The sequence below is a fragment of the Hydrogenophaga intermedia genome (assembly GCF_023715105.1).
GTDB lineage: Bacteria > Pseudomonadota > Gammaproteobacteria > Burkholderiales > Burkholderiaceae_C > Hydrogenophaga > Hydrogenophaga intermedia_A.
Genome location: NZ_JAMBNO010000005.1, coordinates 40470 through 55711, shown reverse-complemented (window position 1 = coordinate 55711; position 15242 = coordinate 40470). Strand labels below are relative to the sequence as shown.

Genomic DNA, 15242 nt, shown 5'->3' with positions numbered 1-15242 from the left:
GGCCGTTGGAGGGCTAGCCTCCGATGTAGGACATTTCGACGCGGCGTGTGCCGCTCGATGCGTCCGGTGGCAGCGAGGCGCGCAGTTCGGAGTAGCGGTCGTCGCGCTGCTGCCAGATGGCGCCGATGGCGCTGGCCAGCTGTTCGTCGCTGGCGCCGCCGCGGATCAGGTGGCGAAGGTCGTGCCCGTGGGTGGCAAACAGGCACAGATAGAGCTGGCCTTCGGTGGACAGGCGGGCTCGGTTGCAGTCGCGGCAGAAGGCTTGCGTGACGCTGCTGATGACGCCGATCTCACCGCTGCCGTCGGCATAGCCCCAGCGTTCCGCGGTCTCGCCCGGCGCCGAGGGTTCCAGCTGAACCAGCGGCATCTCGCGGTGGATGCGCTGCACCACCTCGGCGCTGGGCAGTACCTCGTCCATGCGCCAGCCGTTGGTGGCGCCCACGTCCATGTACTCGATGAAGCGCAGCACGATGCCGCTGCCCTTGAAATGGCGCGCCATCGGCAAGATCTGGTCGTCATTGGTGCCGCGCTTGACGACCATGTTCACCTTGATCGGGCCCAGCCCGGCCGCTCGCGCCGCGGCAATGCCTTCGAGCACATCGGCGACCGGGAAGTCGACGTCGTTCATGGCGCGGAACACCGCATCGTCCAGGCCGTCCAGGCTCACGGTCACGCGCTGCAGGCCGGCTTCCTTCAAGGCCTGGGCTTTCTTCTTGAGCAGAGAGCCGTTGGTGGTGAGCGTGATGTCCAACGGCTTGCCCTCGGGGGTGCGCAGCGCGGCCAGTTGCCCGATCAGGATCTCCAGGTTCTTGCGCAGCAGCGGCTCGCCTCCGGTCAGGCGCAGCTTTTGCACGCCATGTGCCACAAACACGCGGGCCACGCGCGTGATCTCCTCGAAACTGAGCAGCGCGCTGTGCGGCAGGTACTGGTAATCCTTGTCGAAGATCTCCTTGGGCATGCAGTAGCTGCAGCGGAAGTTACAGCGGTCGGTGACGCTGATGCGCAGATCGCGCAGCGGCCGGCCCAGGGCGTCGCCCAGCAGGCCGGTGGCGGGTACAGGCTGCGCCGGCACCTGCGCAGCTCGCGTCTGCAGGCGCTGATCGATCAGGGGAATCACGCGTTCGGACATCCGGCAATTATGGGCGATGCCCCGCAGACGCATGCCCGGGCACAGCCCCACCCATCCGGGGGACATTGCCCTGCGCGAACGCGTCTGTGGCACCGCCACGCCGTCCTAGAATGGGCTGGCCGCCCTCCGTCGGGGTGGCATGGAGGTGCCACTTGGACGGGATCTTCATCAGTTACCGGCGCGACGACGCGTCGGGCTATGCCGGGCGCCTGTACGACCGGCTGGTGGCGCAGTTTGGCGCCCATCGCGTGTTCATGGACGTCGAGGGAATCGAACTCGGTGCCGATTTCGTCACCGCGATCGAGAAAGCGGTGGGTTCGTGCCGGGTGCTCATCGTGGTGATCGGTGACGAGTGGCTCGACATCCGCGATGGTCAGGGCCGACGCCGCCTCGACGATCCGCACGATTTCATCCGCCTGGAGGTGGCAGCAGCCCTGTCGCGTGACATCCGCGTGGTGCCGGTGCTGGTGGACGGCGCTCAGATGCCACGCGCCGAAGACCTTCCCGAAGCCTTGCAGGGCCTGGCGCGGCGCCAGGCGGTCGCGGTGCACCACAACCAATGGGAAGGCTCCACCGCGAAGTTGATCCAGGCCTTGCAGCGCCTGCTCGGCGATGGCCACGACGGTGGACAAGGCGGGCAGGGCACGGGCGCGCGCTGGGCAGCGGCCCTGGGCGCAGTGTCGGCCCTTGCGCTGGGCGGCTGGTGGGTACTGGGTGGCCGCGGGCCCGAGCCGGCACCGCCCGACACGCTGGTGGCGGGAGCGCCGCCAGCCGCGACCGTGGCAGCAGGCGCCGATGCGCGCACACCGCCCGCCACCGCGGCCCGGCCGCCCGCGGCGCCCGCAGCCGTGAGCACGCCCCCGAGCCCACCACCGCCCGCCCCGGTGAGTACCCCACCCGCAGCGCCAACGGCACCCGCGGCCACTGTGCCGGCTCCGCCGCCGCGCCCGGCACCCGCACCCGCGCCAACACCAACGCCTGCAACCGCACCAGCACCAACGCCTGCAACCGCACCAGCACCAGCGCCGGCGCCGGCGCCGGCGCGTTCACCGGCTGCGACGCCAGCCGCGGCACCGACGCCAAGGGCCGAAACCCCCGCAGTGGCGGCCACCACGGCTGCGGTCGATTCGCGCCTGCCCCGCCCGGGCCAGAGCTGGACCTACCGGGTGCGTGGCAAGTGGCCGACGAGCCCGAATCGCGAAGTGGTGATCACCACCAGCGCGGTGCGCGACGGCGTGGTGGACGATCGCTTGAGCGACCCCGCGGCCGCCGAGCCCGTGCAGCGCCGCTCCCGCGCCGGCCAGGGCGGCTTCGTGGTCTGGCCCGGTCTCGGCATGGAATTCAGCCCCTATCTGGCCAGCACCGAGCTGCTGGGCTGGCGCGGCCGCGGCTTCAGCACACCCGACATCGACCCGCAATGGACGCAGTGGCATTCGCAGGCCCAGGCGATCGGCCACGAGGCGGTGACGGTGCCGGCCGGGCGCTTCGATGCGGTGAAGGTGGAGGTATGGAGCAGCCGCACCGCCAATGGTGGCGTGGCGTCGATCAACATCGAACCGGTGCGTGTGCACTACCTCGTCTGGTACGCGCCCGAGGTGCAGCGCTACGTGCGCATGCAGCGCCGGGTAATCAGCGCTGCCGGCCAGGAGATCGAGCGCGACCTGTTCGAACTGGTCGCCCGGCGCGGTGGCTGAGCGCGTGGTTGACGCGCATCAAGGCGCGCGCCGCGCGCACGCCTAGATTGTTCGACAGGTGCTGTGGACTGCGCGGGCCGTTGTGGTTCGCGGCTTGGGCGCCGTTGGAGGAGCCTGTGTCGCGCCGGTTGATCGAACGGGTGCTGCGGGGTGCCAGCCTGGGCGCGGTGTCCCTGGTGGTGGCGTGTGGCGGCAGCGGAAGCAGCTTGCCGATCATCACGCCCTTCTGGGTGTCAGGCGGCATCGTCGTGAGCGATCTCGATGGCGATGGTCGCGCCGACGTGGCCGTGGCGCGCACCTACGTCGACCAGCCACCACCGCACCCGGGTTACGTCGATGTCCATCTGCAAACGGCGCCGGGCCGGTTTGCCCCGCTGCAGCGCTACGCCGTGGCCGCTGATCCCTGGGCGCTGTCCGTGGGCGACATCGATGGCGATGGCCTGCCTGACCTGCTCAGCGCGTCGCCGATGACGACACCACCGCAGATCAACACCGTCAACGACAGCGGCGCCGTGGCACTGCTGCGCCAACGCAACGCGAGTCCGGGGCAGTTCGAAACCGCGCAGGTGCTGGCCGTGGGTGGTGTGACGAACGACGCTACCGCGGCCGACCTCACGGGTGATGGGCGCGCGGATGTGCTCGCGGCCGACGGCGTGATCGTCAACAGCCGAGCGCTGCTGCTGGCGCAGTTGCCGGCAGCCAACAGCTTTGCCACACCGCAGCCCGTGTGCACCGGCGCGGGCGGGTGGAGCGCACTCGCCGTCGGCGACATCGACGGCGATACGCGGTCGGACGTCGCCGGGGTGGGGAGCGGCACGCTCTGGTGGTGCCGCGGCCTGGGCGGGGGCAACTTCGCCGCGCCCGCCGTCATCGGCACCGGGGTAGCCCTGGTGGGCGTGGCCCTGGCCGACCTGGACGCCGACGGGCGGCTGGACCTGGTGGCCGCCGATGCCGGCAATGCGCCATCCGGCGGGCTGGGCGCTGCCGCCGTGCGCTGGTGGCGCCAGACCATGCCCGGCGTGTTCACCGTGCAATCGCAAATCGTGGCAGACGGCGCGCGGCATGTGGTGGTGCGGGACTTGAACCAGGACGGGCGCCCTGACATCGCGGTGATCTCGACCGTCTACCAGACGCAGGCGAACAGCACCTGGATCAGTGTGCTGCTGCAGTCCGCGTCCGTGACGGGTGCGTTCAGCGTGGCGCAGGCCTGGCAAGGGCCCGACGGCGGCAGCTTTCTCGCGGTGGGCGAGGTGACGGGCGACGGCCGCGTGGACATCGTTGTGGAGGGTCCGTTGGTGTACCCGCAATCGTCCACCGCCACAGGGATGTTCCTGTCGGGCACGCCGCTGCCGTAGCTCACCATGCCTTGACCTGGGTCAAGGCGCCACAGCGTCAGCGCTCTAGACTGGCCTCGCAACAGGAGAGCACCATGAGCGAGACCACCGCCACCGTCAGCGCCGCAGCCAGCGCCGACGCACCGCTGACCAACTTCACGCAGTGCCATGCGGGCATCGTGCGTCGCCTGAACGCGCTCGACGAATTGCCCGCCCTGCTCGAGCCCGCGGCACGCGCCCGCAGCCTGGCCGAACAATCGCTGGCGTTCTTTCGCGAAGCGATCTACGAGCACCACCTGGATGAGGAGCGCGAGTTGTTTCCGGCGGTGCTGGCCAGCGCGCAGCCCGGTGTCGAACGCGATCGCGTGCAGACCATGGTCGACCGGCTCACCGCCCAGCATCGCGCGCTGGAGGCGTTGTGGAAATCGATGGAGCGCGAGCTCAAGCGCGTGGCGCGCGGCCAGGACAGCGAGCTCGACGCCAACGACGTGCACCGGCTCGTGAGCGAGTACGTGGCGCATGCGCGCTACGAGGAAACCGATTTCCTGCCCGCGGCCGAAGCCATCCTGGGGCGCAACGACAACCACATGGCCGCGCTCGGCCTGTCGCTGCACCTGCGGCACGCGCCGCAGCCGGTGCCTTACGTCTGAGCCGACTGCGGCACGGGACGCTGCCGGTAGAACGTGAGCGGGCTGGTGGTGGCGCGCGCCACGGCAGGCTTGAGCTTGCCGACCACGTGCATCTCGCACGGCTTGCAATCGAAGCGCAGGGTGAGCTTCTCGTTGTTGTGCGTGATCGTGAGAGGCTCTGCGCGCACCGTGCCCTGCACGCCCGTGACGCCCTTGGCCTGCTTGGGGCACAGGCTGAGCGAGAAGCGCACGCAGTGCTTGGTGATCATGAGGCTGACCTCGCCGGTCTCCTCGTGCGACTCGTAGGCGCTGGCAATCACCTTGACGCCGTGCTTTGCATAGAAATCGCGCGCCTTGTGGTTGTAGACGTTGGCGAGATACGTCAGCGTGTCTTCGGGATAGGGCGCAGGCGGCTCCAGCGGCACGCCACGCGGCAACCGCGTGAATGCCTTTGCGCGCGCGGTCTCGAGCGCGGCCACCGCATCGCGGCGCAGCGGGTTGAGCAAGGACGCCGGCACGAACAACGCAGCGGGCAGGTCCAGCGCGATGTCGATGGGCGCAAACAGCGTCTCGCCCAAGCGGCCCAGCGCCTCGCGCAGTTTCTGGTCGGCTTGCGCGGCGTCGCGCGCGGGTTCGGGTGTGCAGGCCAGTTCGGCGTGCGCGGCGTGGCCGTCTTCGTCGGTGAGGTCCAGGCGCAGGCCGTTGGCGGTCTGCGAGAGCTTCATCCACACACCGATGCGGCGATCGGCAGATTTTTTCTCCAGCGCGCGCACCCAGTCCATGTCGCGGTTGCGGTTGATGACCGTGCCGCGCTTGAGGTGACGCAGGCCTTCCATGGCGTCCTTGGGAAAGACGCGGAATCGCCCGGGTGCACCGGCGGGTTCGGCGCGGTTGATCTGCAGGCCGATGAGTTCGCGGTGCAGGTCCAGATAGCACAGGCCGTCGCCGTTGTGGATGACGGTGGCCTCGTCGTCGCACTGCAGCTCGACCCAGTTCGGGCCGACCTGCGTGACGAAGCCGATCGGGCGACCCGGGTTCTTGGGCGTGTCGAAGGCGCCGATATCGTCCTTGCGGCCGTTGACGAAGTAGTCGGTGAACTCGCGGTTGAAGTTCTGGTCGGGGTCGGGCGTGAAGCTGAAGGTGGTGCGCCCGCTGGAGGCGCGGCCGAATTCGGGGCGCTCCTCCAGGATCTCGTCGAAGAGGCGCCGGTAATGCGCGGTGATGTTCTTGACGTAGCCCAGGTCCTTGTAGCGGCCCTCGATCTTGAAGCTGCGCGCGCCAGCGTCGATGAGGGCGCGCAGGTTCTCGCTCTGGTTGTTGTCCTTCATCGAGAGCACGTGCTTGTCGTGCGCCACGATGCGGCCCTGGCTGTCCTTCACCTCATAGGGCAGGCGGCAGGCTTGCGAGCAGTCGCCGCGGTTGGCGCTGCGCCCGGTGTGGGCATGGCTCACGTAGCACTGGCCGCTGTAGGCCACGCACAGCGCACCGTGGATGAAGAACTCTACGATGCAGCGGTCGGCATCGAGCGCGTCGTATATCGCGCGGATCTGCGGCAGCGTGAGCTCGCGTGCCAGCACCAGCTTGGACAGGCCGGCGTTCTGCAGGAAAACGGCCTTCTCCACCGTGCGGATGTCGGTCTGCGTGCTCGCGTGCAGCTGGATCGGCGGCAGGTCGAGCTCGAGCAGGCCCATGTCCTGGATGATCAGCGCGTCGGCACCGGCGTCATAGAGCTGGCGTATCAGCTTGCGCGCGGGCTCCAGCTCGTCGTCGCGCAGGATGGTGTTGACCGTGACGTAGATGCGGCTGCCGAAGCGGTGGGCATGTTTCGCCAGCCGCGCGATGTCCTGCACGCTGTTGTCGGCCGAGGTGCGCGCGCCGAACGAGGGCCCGCCGATATAGACGGCGTCGGCGCCGTGGTTGACCGCCTCGATGCCGATGTCGGCCGTGCGGGCGGGAGAGAGCAGCTCGATCTGGTGGGGCAGCATGGGGGCGGGCAGAATCGCGAAACCGCGTATTTTCCCGGAGAACCCCCTTGTCTGCACACACGTCCATCGTTCTGGTCCATGGCTCCTGGCACGGCGCGTGGTGCTGGCGGCGGGTGATGCCGCTGCTGCGCGCCGCCGGGGCCGAGGTGCATGCTGTCACGCTCACCGGCGTGGGCGAGCGCGCCCACCTGATGAGCCCCACGATCGACCTCAACACCCACATCCAGGACGTGATCGGGCTGATCGAGGCCGAGGAGCTGAGCCGCGTGGTGCTGGTGGGCCACAGCTACGCGGGCATGGTGATCACGGGCGTGGCCGATCGCCTCCTGCGCGAGCGCCCCGGCTGCCTGGCTCACCTGGTCTACCTGGATGCAGCCTTGCCGTACCCGGGCGACAGCTGGAGCAGCCACCACAGCGAGGAGACCAAGGCCGCGCGCATCGCCTCGGCGCAAGCAAGCGGCGGCCTGCATTTCCCGCCGCCCGATGCAAAGCTGTTCGGCCTCGACGGCGCCGACCGAGACTGGGTGAACCGGCGCCAGACCCCGCAACCCTTCCGGCTCTACCAGCAACCGCTGCCGTTTGACGGGGAGGCGGTGGCGCAGCTGCCGCGCACCTTCATCGACTGCACCTCTCCCGCGCTGGCCACCATCGCGCCCTCGCGGGAGCGCGTGCGCCGCGAGCCGGGCTGGCAGCTCATCGAGATGGCCACCGGGCACGACCCGATGGTGAGCGACCCGCAGGGCTTGTCTCGCCACCTGCTGACGGTGTGGGGCCAGGCGAAATGACACCGCGGTACGACCGCATCGACCAATTGCGCGCCGCCGCGCTGCTGTGGATGACGGTCTACCACTTCTGCTTCGACCTCGATCACTTCGGCTTCATCGACCAGGCCTTCCTGAGCGATCCGTTCTGGACCACGCAGCGCTCGGCCATCGTGAGCCTGTTCCTCTTCACCGCCGGGCTGTCGCAAGCGGTGGCGTTGCACCAGGGCCAGGGCTGGCCCCGCTTCTGGCGCCGCTGGGTGCAGGTGGCCGGTGCGGCGCTGCTGGTGAGCGTGGGCTCCTGGGTCGTTTTCCCACAAAGCTTCATCTACTTCGGCGTGCTGCACGGCATCGCCGTGATGCTGGTGATCGCGCGCCTCACGGGCGGCTGGGGTGTCTGGTTGTGGCCTCTGGGGGCCTTGGCGATCGCGCTGCCCTGGCTGGCGCCCGCGGCCATGGCGCACTGGCCGGCACTGGCGGTGCTCAACGAACCGGGGCCCAACGCGCTGGGCTTCATCACCCGCAAACCCTTCACCGAGGACTACGTGCCGCTCCTGCCCTGGCTGGGCGTGCTGTGGTGGGGCCTGGCCGCAGGCCGCTGGGTCTGCACGAACCGGCCACACTGGCTGGGCGGATCAGGGCGGGGTAGCGGGGCAGGGCGCTTCATGGCCACCTGGGGCCGCTGGAGCCTGAGTTACTACCTGCTGCACCAACCGGTGTTGATGGGGCTCGTGGGGATGTATGTCGCCCTGGCACCTTGACATGTCGTTCGGTCAGGGCGTTCGCGGGCGCTGCATCCGTTCGTAGGTCTGCAGCGTGGTCTCCATGCTGGTGAGGTTCTGGCGGGCCAGCATTTCGTGGTCGGGCTGGTACTGCGGCAGGTAAAAGTAGCGCCCGCCGGGGTGGTTGCCGATGCGTTCGATGAACGCCTTGAGCGCGTCGACCTGCTCGCGCAGCATGGCGGTCTGGGAGGCGGGGTCGGTCCGTGCGCCACCCATGCGCGCAGTCATGGCCTGGATGTCCCACCACACGAATGGCATGTCCGGGTCCATGTTGCGGGCTTGTTGTTGCAGGGTACGAGAGCGCTGGGGGTCGGCGGCATTGCGTGCGGCCACCACCAGCAAGGTGGCGTCCTCGTGTTCGGCGGCCAGACGCTCCATCTCGGCCAGCAGCTCGTTGCGCGCACGCACGTCGCGGCCGGAGGCGAAGTAGAGCTCGGCGGCATCGAGCTTGCGCGGGCCGAAGCGTTCGTAAAGTGCACGCATGGATTCGTGACTCTTCGCCTGGTCACGCTGGATGTTGGCGTAGATCCAGGCGTTGGCAAAGAAATCTTCCGGCTGACGCGGGTTGCTGCGGATGCGCTGGGACTGCGACATGTCGGTCAGCGCCTGTACGTTGCCCGAGATGGCCGCGACGTCGCGTTGAATCAGCCCCAGACGCTCGCCTACGGTCTCGGTGACGGTTTGCCCTTGTCCGACCAGCATGAACACACCGAAAGTCAGCGCCGCGAACAGACCGAAGCGCATGGCATCACAAGTGGGGCACTCCACCACCGCCTCGATGGCGTCCTTGTCGGCCGTGTTCACCCCGCTGGCCTTGCGCCAGCACAACACGGCCGCAACCACCGCGACCACGAAGAACATGCCGGCCAGCAACGGCGGCGTGAGCAGTTCGGTGAAAAAGCTCACCAGGTCTCCGGTGAGACCGATCGCGCCACCCACCACGGCGAACATGGACGCCTGTCTGGGCCAGATAAGGCGACGAATGAGTTGTGCTTTGCCCGTCACGCTGAATCCTTCCCCGGTTCAACGGTCCGCGCCGGACCTGCGCGCGCATGCTAACGGCGGTGGCGGCTTCTGGCAAAGCCAAGAAAAAAGGCGCGGGGTAACCGCGCCTTCAGGAGCTGGCCAGCCAGGAGGCGGGCTTACTGGATCTTCGCTTTCGCGCGCAGGTCCGACTGGAACTTCTGCAGCTTTTGCTGCGTGAGCTGCTGCACCACCTGGGGTTTGACGTCCTCGAGCTTGGGCAGCTCGGCTTCGCGAATGTCGTCGACGCGGATGACGTGCCAGCCGAACTGGCTTTGCACCGGCGCGTCGGTGATCTGGCCCTTGGCGAGCTTGATCATGGCCTGGGAGAACTCGGGCACGTAGCTGGCAGCGGGGGCCCAGTCGAGATCGCCACCGTTGGCGCCGGAGCCCGGGTCCTTGGACTGCTTCTTGGCGATGTCCTCGAACTTGCCGCCTTTCTTGAGGCTGGCGATGATGGCCTTGGCCTCGTCTTCCTTTTCGACCAGGATGTGGCGCGCCTTGTATTCCTTGCCGGCGTTGGCGGCCACGAACTTGTCGTACTCGGCTTGCACCTCGGCATCCGTCACCGGGTTCTTCTTCTGGAAGTCGGCAAACAGGGCGCGGATCATGATGGTCTGGCGGGCGAGTTCCATCTGGTTCTTGAACTCGGGGCTGTTGGCCACGCCGGCCTTCTGCGCTTCCTGCATGAAGATCTCGCGCAGCACCACTTCTTCCTTGATCTGGGCACGCGCCGCGTCATCGACCTGGCGGCCGCTGGCCTCGATCTGCTTGACCAGCGCCTCGACACGTTCCGTGGGCACGGGTTTGCCGTTGACGATGGCCACGTTCTGGGCCATGGCCCAGGGGGCAGATGCAATCAGCACGGCCGCGCTCAGGGTCGACAGGGACTTTTTCATGGATGTCCTACAGGGGAGTGAAAAACGGTTGGAGCCGCCGCACGCTGCGGGGTTCGATACCAGCTTGTGACAGAAGGTTGTCAGCGCTGGATTTCGATGGCCAGGGCATGGAGCCCGGCGTCGGTGAACGGCTGCAGGGCATCATACACAAGGCGATGCTGCGCCACCCGGCCCAGGCCGACGAACGCCGGGGCGGCAATGCGCACACGGAAATGCGTGCCGTAACCCAGGCCGTTGGCGCCTGCGTGGCCGGCATGGGCGGCGCTCTCGTCGATGACTTCCAGCGCTGTGGGCGCCAGTTTATCCCGCAGGCGTGCCTCGAGTGCGGCCGCGGTCGGCACGGCGGTCATGGCTTGGCCTCCGGCTCGTCCTTGAGGTAGCGCGCGATGTACAGGCCCTGGCCAACGATGAAGAGCACCGGGAATATGTAGCCCCAGAGCTTGAAGTTCACCCACTCCTCGGTGGTCTGGTAGGCCGCGAACCAGGCGTTGATGCCGGCCATGAACAGGAAATAGCCGATCCAGGCCACCGTGAGGCGCGCCCACACCGACGCGGGCAGGCTCAACTGGGCACCCAGCAGCATCTGCAGGAAGTTCTTCTTCCAGCCCCACAGTGCGGCGCCCAGCACGACGGCCATGCCGGCGTAGAGCACCGTTGGCTTCCATTTGATGAAGCGCTCGTCCTGCAGGAGCAGGGTGAGCGTGCCGAACACCAGCACCAGCACCAGCGTGATCTTGTGGATGTTCTGCAGCTTGCGGTCGATGGCGTAGATGATGCCGGTCTGCACCAGCGTGGCCACCATCAGCACCGCGGTGGCCAGATAGATGCCCTGCAGCTTGTAGGCGCCAAAGAACAGCAGGATGGGGAAGAAATCGAGCAGCAGTCGCATGCCGGGATTATCCCTGCCGGCGCAAACCCCGGGCGCGATGGGGAACCTTGCCAGGGCTTGAAGGCTCGATGAACGGCCGCACATGCCCATGACGCAGAGGAGAACCCCACATGAACGCACAGGAACAACAAGCGATCCTCACGATTGCCCTCATGGCCGCGCTGGCCGATGGTGACAAGGCCGATGCCGAGCGCGAAAGCCTGCGCGGCATCGCCGAATCGCTGGGCGGCAAGGGTGGCGTGGCAGGCCTCGCGGCCGTGTATCAGGACGTACTGCTGCGCCGGGTCGATCTGGGCGGCACCGTGGCCCGCCTGGGTGACGCCGGCCAGCGCGAACTGGCCTACGAGATGGCCGTCTGCGTGTGCGACGCCGACGGGGCCCGCAGCGCGGCCGAAGCCGCCTTTCTGGCCGATCTGAAGGCCCGGCTCAAGCCCGATGCGGGCGAAGTCGCCGCCTTCGAGCGCACAGAGGCCGAGCTGGTGCAGGCCGCATCCGTTGCCGTGCCGGCCACGGTGGCCACCACGGCGGCGGCACCCGAGGTGCGCGGCCTGGACAACGCGGCGCTGGACAAATCGATCCTCAACTACGCCATGCTCAACGGCGCGCTGGAACTGCTGCCGCAATCCTGGGCGTCGATGGCCATCATTCCGCTGCAGGTCAAGATGGTCTACGAGATCGGCAAGTCGCACGGTGTCGAGCTCGACCAGGGGCACATCCGCGAATTCATCGCTGCGGTGGGCGTGGGGCTGACCTCGCAATACCTCGAGCAGTTCGGCCGCAAGCTCATCGGCGGCCTGCTGGGCAAGGCGGCGGGGCGCACCATCGGAGGCATCGGGCGCGCCGCCACGGGCATGGCGTTTTCGTTCGCCACCACGTACGCGCTGGGCCAGGTGGCCAAACGCTACTACGCGGGCGGCCGGCAGATGAGCACCGAGTTGCTAAAGCAGACTTTTCAGGACTTGCTGGGTCCGGCAAAGCAGATGCAAGCGCAGTACCTGCCACAGATCCAGCAGAAGGCCGCGACGCTGGACGCCGGGCAGGTGATGGCGCTGGTGCGCGGCCGCTGATCAGGCGGCTGCGGCCACGGCGCCTTCGCGCATCGCCACCGCTGCGATGTCGAGCGAGCGCAGGCGAAGCGCCGGGTCGAACACGTCGCTCACCAGAATGAACTCGTCAGCCTCGGTGAGGTCGGCCAGGCGCTGCAGGCCGGCGCGCACCGTGTCGGGGCTGCCGATGACGGCGGCGGCCAGGAAATCGGCGATGCCCTGGCGCTCGTGCGGCGCCAGCGACGCCACGAAATCCGTCACTGGTGGCGGCAGCTGCCCGCGGCGGCCGGTGAGGATGCCCAGCACGCGCTGGTAGGTGCTGCTCGCCAGAAACTCCGCTTCGTCGTCGGTGGGAGCCGCGATCATCGGCACGCCGATGGCGGCGTAGGGCCGGGCGAGCACCGCCGACGGCTGGAACTCGCTGCGGTAGACCTCCAGCGCCTGCAGCAGCAGCCGTGGGGCAAAGTGCGAGGCGAAGGCGAATGGCAAGCCGCGCTGCGCGGCGAGGCGGGCCGAAAACAGGCTGGAGCCGAGCAGCCAGATGGGCACGTTCGAGTTCTGCCCAGGCATGGCGATCACGCGCTGGCCCGGCTGCGCCGGGCCCAGGAAGGCCTGCAGCTCGGCGACCTCGCGCGGGAAATCAGCCTCGGTTTCCACCCGGTCGCGCCGCAGGGCACGCATCGTCAGTCCGTCGGTACCGGGCGCACGGCCCAGGCCGAGGTCAATGCGCCCGGGGTAGAGCGCCTCCAGGGTACCGAAGGCCTCGGCCACCACCAGCGGCGCGTGGTTGGGCAGCATGACCCCGCCCGAACCGACGCGGATGCGGCTGGTGGCACCAGCGATGTGACCCACCAGCACGGCGGTGGCCGAACTGGCGATGCCGGTCATGTTGTGGTGTTCGGCCAACCAGTAGCGCGTGAAACCCAGGCGTTCGGCGTGCTGTGCGGTACGCCGCGCGATGGCAATTGCCTCGGCCACGGTGCCGCCTTCGCGCACCGCCACGAGGTCCAGCATCGATAGCTTGATGTCGGCGAGTTGACTGGGCATCGCTTCATTTCTCCTTCAGATCGATCGCCGCCGAATTCATGCAGTAGCGCAGGCCGGTGGGCGCAGGGCCGTCCTCGAACACATGGCCCAGGTGCGCGCCGCACTGGCTGCACACGGTCTCGGTGCGCACCATGCCGTGGCTGCGGTCGGTGATCTCGGTGATGGCGCCGGGAACGGCTTTCCAGAAGCTGGGCCAGCCGCAGCCGGCGTCGAACTTGGTGCCGGCGTCGAACAGGTGGTTGCCGCAGCAGATGCAGTGGTAGCTGCCGTCGGCCCAGATTTCCTCGTACTTGCCGGTGAAGGGCCGCTCGGTGTGGGCGTGGCGCGTGACTTCGAAGGCGCCACGCTCGGCGCCCTTGGCGGCCAGGATCTCGCGCCACTCGGCGTCGGTTTTCTTGATGGGAAAGTCCATGTCCTGCGGTCCTCTCAGGAAGAGCAGCTGATCTCGATCTGCTGTGCCCAGTCGGGCGGGAAGGCGGCGAGATCGTCCTCGCCTTCGCGTTCGTCGAACGGGGCCATCAAAGCTTTCAGCAGTCGATCCACCTCGCTGAAATCGCCCTGCTGCGCGCGCTCGATCGCCACCTGGCCCAGGTGGTTGCGCAGCACGATGCGCGGGTTCACGCGGCGCATGGCGGCCGCCGTGACCGAGTCATCGAAACCGGGCTGCGACTGCAGCCGCTCACGCCAGCGCGCGGCCCAGGCGTCGAAAGCCTCGCGCTGCAGGAACAGGTCGCGCACGGGCTCGGTGTGGCCCCCGGCCGCATCGCACAGGCGGCGAAAGAGGATGCTGAAGTCGACCGCGTCCTTGTGCATGAGCTGCATCAGCGCTTCGATGAGTTCTGCGTCGCCCTCGCGCACGTCCACCAGGCCGAGCTTGGCGCCCATGCGGCGCGTGAGTGCGGCCGGGAACAGCGTCTTGTAAGGCTCCAGCGCGTCCAGCGCCTGCTGTTGCTCGTCCATGAGCGGCAGCAGGGCCTGACCCAGGCAGAACAGGTTCCAGTAGGCGATGTTGGGCTGGCGGTGGTAGGCGTAGCGCCCGCCACTGTCGCTGTGGTTGCAGATGTGCGCCGGGTTGAAGGCGTCCATGAACTGGAAGGGCCCGTAGTCGATGGTCAGGCCCAGGATGCTCATGTTGTCGGTGTTCATCACCCCGTGGCAGAAGCCCACGGCCTGCCAATGCGCCACCATCTCCGCGGTGCGTGCGGCCACCGCTTCCAGCAGGTTGGCGTAGGGGTTGCCATCACCGTCGCGGCAGGCGGGGTAGTAGCGATCGATCACGAAATCGGCGAGCCGGCGCAGCTCGCCGATCTGCCCGTTGGCCGAAAAATGTTCGAAGTGCCCGAAGCGAATGAAGCTCGGCGCCACGCGCGTGACCACCGCCGCGGTTTCCACCGTCTCGCGGATCACCGGCTGCGGCGAGCCCGTGACGCAAAGCGCACGCGTGGTGGGAATGCCCAGCGCGTGCATGGCCTCGCTGCACAGGAATTCGCGAATGGAGCTGCGCAGCACGGCTCGCCCGTCACCCATGCGCGAGTAACGCGTGAGGCCGGCGCCCTTGAGCTGCAATTCCATCGGGCCCGCGGGTGTGTCGACCTCGCCCAGCAGAATGGCGCGGCCGTCGCCGAGCTGGCCGGCCCACACGCCGAACTGATGGCCGCTGTAGACCGTGGCAACGGGTGCACTGCCGGCCAGCGCACGGTTGCCGCTGAAGGCCTGCAGCGCCTCGGGGTGGGCCAGCCAGGCGACGTCCAGGCCCAGCTCGCGCGCCAGTGCCGGCTGCGTGCCGACCCACTGGGGTTCGGGCAGCGGCGTCGGGCTGGTGCGGGTGAAGAAGGCTTCGCCCAGGGCGGCGAAGCGGTTCTGCCAGGTCCAGCCCAGGTCCAGGGCGGCGGCGTCGACGACAGCGTTCATGCCCCGCATTGTCGGACGCCGGGGCATCGCTCACAGGTCGCAGGGTCTTGGCGTCACGGATGTTGCCCCCGGGACAATCCCGCTCGCGCCAAACCCGCGCTCGCGGCTAGCAT

Annotated in this window: 15 protein-coding genes; 6 read left to right on the top strand and 9 right to left on the bottom strand. The window is 68.3% G+C overall.

What is annotated here, in order from left to right; genetic code table 11:
- Positions 1–13 precede the first annotated feature (13 nt).
- Entirely contained in the window at positions 14–1129 is a 1116-nt protein-coding gene (gene moaA / locus M3149_RS06035; protein ID WP_251708430.1) for a GTP 3',8-cyclase MoaA, read from the bottom strand.
- A 152-nt stretch (positions 1130–1281) separates the two neighbouring features.
- Here moaA and M3149_RS06030 point away from each other — a divergent pair, with 152 nt between their 5' ends.
- The 3 genes from M3149_RS06030 to M3149_RS06020 all read left to right on the top strand — a co-directional run bounded on the left by M3149_RS06030 (position 1282) and on the right by M3149_RS06020 (position 4807).
- Positions 1282–2823 (top strand): toll/interleukin-1 receptor domain-containing protein, encoded by a 1542-nt coding sequence (locus M3149_RS06030; RefSeq protein WP_251708429.1) that lies wholly within the window; start codon positions 1282–1284, stop codon positions 2821–2823.
- 116 nt (positions 2824–2939) lie between these two features.
- A complete protein-coding gene (locus tag M3149_RS06025; protein ID WP_251708428.1) occupies positions 2940–4178 on the top strand; it encodes an FG-GAP repeat domain-containing protein in 1239 nt (412 codons plus the stop codon).
- Positions 4179–4252: 74 nt separating this feature from the next.
- Positions 4253–4807: a hemerythrin domain-containing protein gene (locus M3149_RS06020; protein ID WP_251708427.1), complete on the top strand. Its 555-nt coding sequence runs from the start codon at positions 4253–4255 to the stop codon at positions 4805–4807.
- Here the strand turns inward: M3149_RS06020 and M3149_RS06015 are convergent.
- Positions 4798–6771 (bottom strand): peptidase U32 family protein, encoded by a 1974-nt coding sequence (locus M3149_RS06015; protein WP_251708426.1) that lies wholly within the window; start codon positions 6769–6771, stop codon positions 4798–4800. The genes M3149_RS06020 and M3149_RS06015 overlap by 10 nt on opposite strands.
- A 47-nt stretch (positions 6772–6818) precedes the next feature.
- Between M3149_RS06015 and M3149_RS06010 the strand changes: the two genes are divergently transcribed.
- A complete protein-coding gene (locus tag M3149_RS06010) occupies positions 6819–7556 on the top strand; it encodes an alpha/beta fold hydrolase (protein WP_251708425.1) in 738 nt (245 codons plus the stop codon).
- The gene (locus tag M3149_RS06005; RefSeq protein WP_251708424.1) at positions 7553–8293 is read left to right on the top strand and encodes a heparan-alpha-glucosaminide N-acetyltransferase; all 741 of its coding nucleotides are present in this window, start codon (positions 7553–7555) and stop codon (positions 8291–8293) included. The genes M3149_RS06010 and M3149_RS06005 overlap by 4 nt, the downstream gene beginning before the upstream one ends.
- Positions 8294–8305: 12 nt before the next feature.
- Here the strand turns inward: M3149_RS06005 and M3149_RS06000 are convergent, their stop codons facing one another.
- From M3149_RS06000 to M3149_RS05985, 4 genes are all read right to left on the bottom strand, one after another.
- On the bottom strand, positions 8306–9265 hold the full coding sequence (locus M3149_RS06000) for a hypothetical protein (protein ID WP_251708423.1): 960 nt from the start codon (positions 9263–9265) through the stop codon (positions 8306–8308).
- Positions 9266–9456: 191 nt separating this feature from the next.
- Entirely contained in the window at positions 9457–10236 is a 780-nt protein-coding gene (locus tag M3149_RS05995; RefSeq protein WP_251708422.1) for a foldase protein PrsA, read from the bottom strand.
- Between the two features lie 80 nt (positions 10237–10316).
- A complete protein-coding gene (locus tag M3149_RS05990) occupies positions 10317–10586 on the bottom strand; it encodes a BolA family protein (protein ID WP_251708421.1) in 270 nt (89 codons plus the stop codon).
- The gene (locus M3149_RS05985) at positions 10583–11125 is read right to left on the bottom strand and encodes a septation protein A (protein WP_251708420.1); all 543 of its coding nucleotides are present in this window, start codon (positions 11123–11125) and stop codon (positions 10583–10585) included. The genes M3149_RS05990 and M3149_RS05985 overlap by 4 nt, the downstream gene beginning before the upstream one ends.
- A gap of 110 nt (positions 11126–11235) precedes the next feature.
- On the opposite strand from M3149_RS05985, the gene M3149_RS05980 reads away from it, so the two are divergent.
- On the top strand, positions 11236–12192 hold the full coding sequence (locus tag M3149_RS05980; RefSeq protein WP_251708419.1) for a YcjF family protein: 957 nt from the start codon (positions 11236–11238) through the stop codon (positions 12190–12192).
- On the opposite strand, the gene M3149_RS05975 is transcribed toward M3149_RS05980, so the two are convergent.
- The 3 genes from M3149_RS05975 to M3149_RS05965 are packed head-to-tail and all read right to left on the bottom strand — an operon-like array spanning position 12193 to position 15129.
- The gene (locus M3149_RS05975; RefSeq protein ID WP_251708418.1) at positions 12193–13218 is read right to left on the bottom strand and encodes an LLM class flavin-dependent oxidoreductase; all 1026 of its coding nucleotides are present in this window, start codon (positions 13216–13218) and stop codon (positions 12193–12195) included.
- Positions 13219–13222: 4 nt separating this feature from the next.
- Positions 13223–13630: a peptide-methionine (R)-S-oxide reductase MsrB gene (gene msrB, locus M3149_RS05970; protein ID WP_251708417.1), complete on the bottom strand. Its 408-nt coding sequence runs from the start codon at positions 13628–13630 to the stop codon at positions 13223–13225.
- Positions 13631–13644: 14 nt separating this feature from the next.
- Positions 13645–15129, bottom strand: coding sequence for a protein adenylyltransferase SelO (locus tag M3149_RS05965; RefSeq protein WP_251708416.1), 1485 nt, complete (start codon positions 15127–15129; stop codon positions 13645–13647).
- Between the last annotated feature and the right edge of the window lie 113 nt (positions 15130–15242).

Coding starts and splice junctions, on each gene's coding strand:
- moaA (WP_251708430.1), bottom strand. CDS start 1,129: ATGTCCGAACGCGTGATTCCCCTGATCGATCAGCGCCTGCAGACGCGA.
- M3149_RS06020 (WP_251708427.1), top strand. CDS start 4,253: ATGAGCGAGACCACCGCCACCGTCAGCGCCGCAGCCAGCGCCGACGCA.
- M3149_RS06015 (WP_251708426.1), bottom strand. CDS start 6,771: ATGCTGCCCCACCAGATCGAGCTGCTCTCTCCCGCCCGCACGGCCGAC.
- M3149_RS06005 (WP_251708424.1), top strand. CDS start 7,553: ATGACACCGCGGTACGACCGCATCGACCAATTGCGCGCCGCCGCGCTG.
- M3149_RS06000 (WP_251708423.1), bottom strand. CDS start 9,265: ATGTTCGCCGTGGTGGGTGGCGCGATCGGTCTCACCGGAGACCTGGTG.
- M3149_RS05995 (WP_251708422.1), bottom strand. CDS start 10,236: ATGAAAAAGTCCCTGTCGACCCTGAGCGCGGCCGTGCTGATTGCATCT.
- M3149_RS05990 (WP_251708421.1), bottom strand. CDS start 10,586: ATGACCGCCGTGCCGACCGCGGCCGCACTCGAGGCACGCCTGCGGGAT.
- M3149_RS05985 (WP_251708420.1), bottom strand. CDS start 11,125: ATGCGACTGCTGCTCGATTTCTTCCCCATCCTGCTGTTCTTTGGCGCC.
- M3149_RS05980 (WP_251708419.1), top strand. CDS start 11,236: ATGAACGCACAGGAACAACAAGCGATCCTCACGATTGCCCTCATGGCC.
- M3149_RS05975 (WP_251708418.1), bottom strand. CDS start 13,218: ATGCCCAGTCAACTCGCCGACATCAAGCTATCGATGCTGGACCTCGTG.
- msrB (WP_251708417.1), bottom strand. CDS start 13,630: ATGGACTTTCCCATCAAGAAAACCGACGCCGAGTGGCGCGAGATCCTG.
- M3149_RS05965 (WP_251708416.1), bottom strand. CDS start 15,129: ATGAACGCTGTCGTCGACGCCGCCGCCCTGGACCTGGGCTGGACCTGG.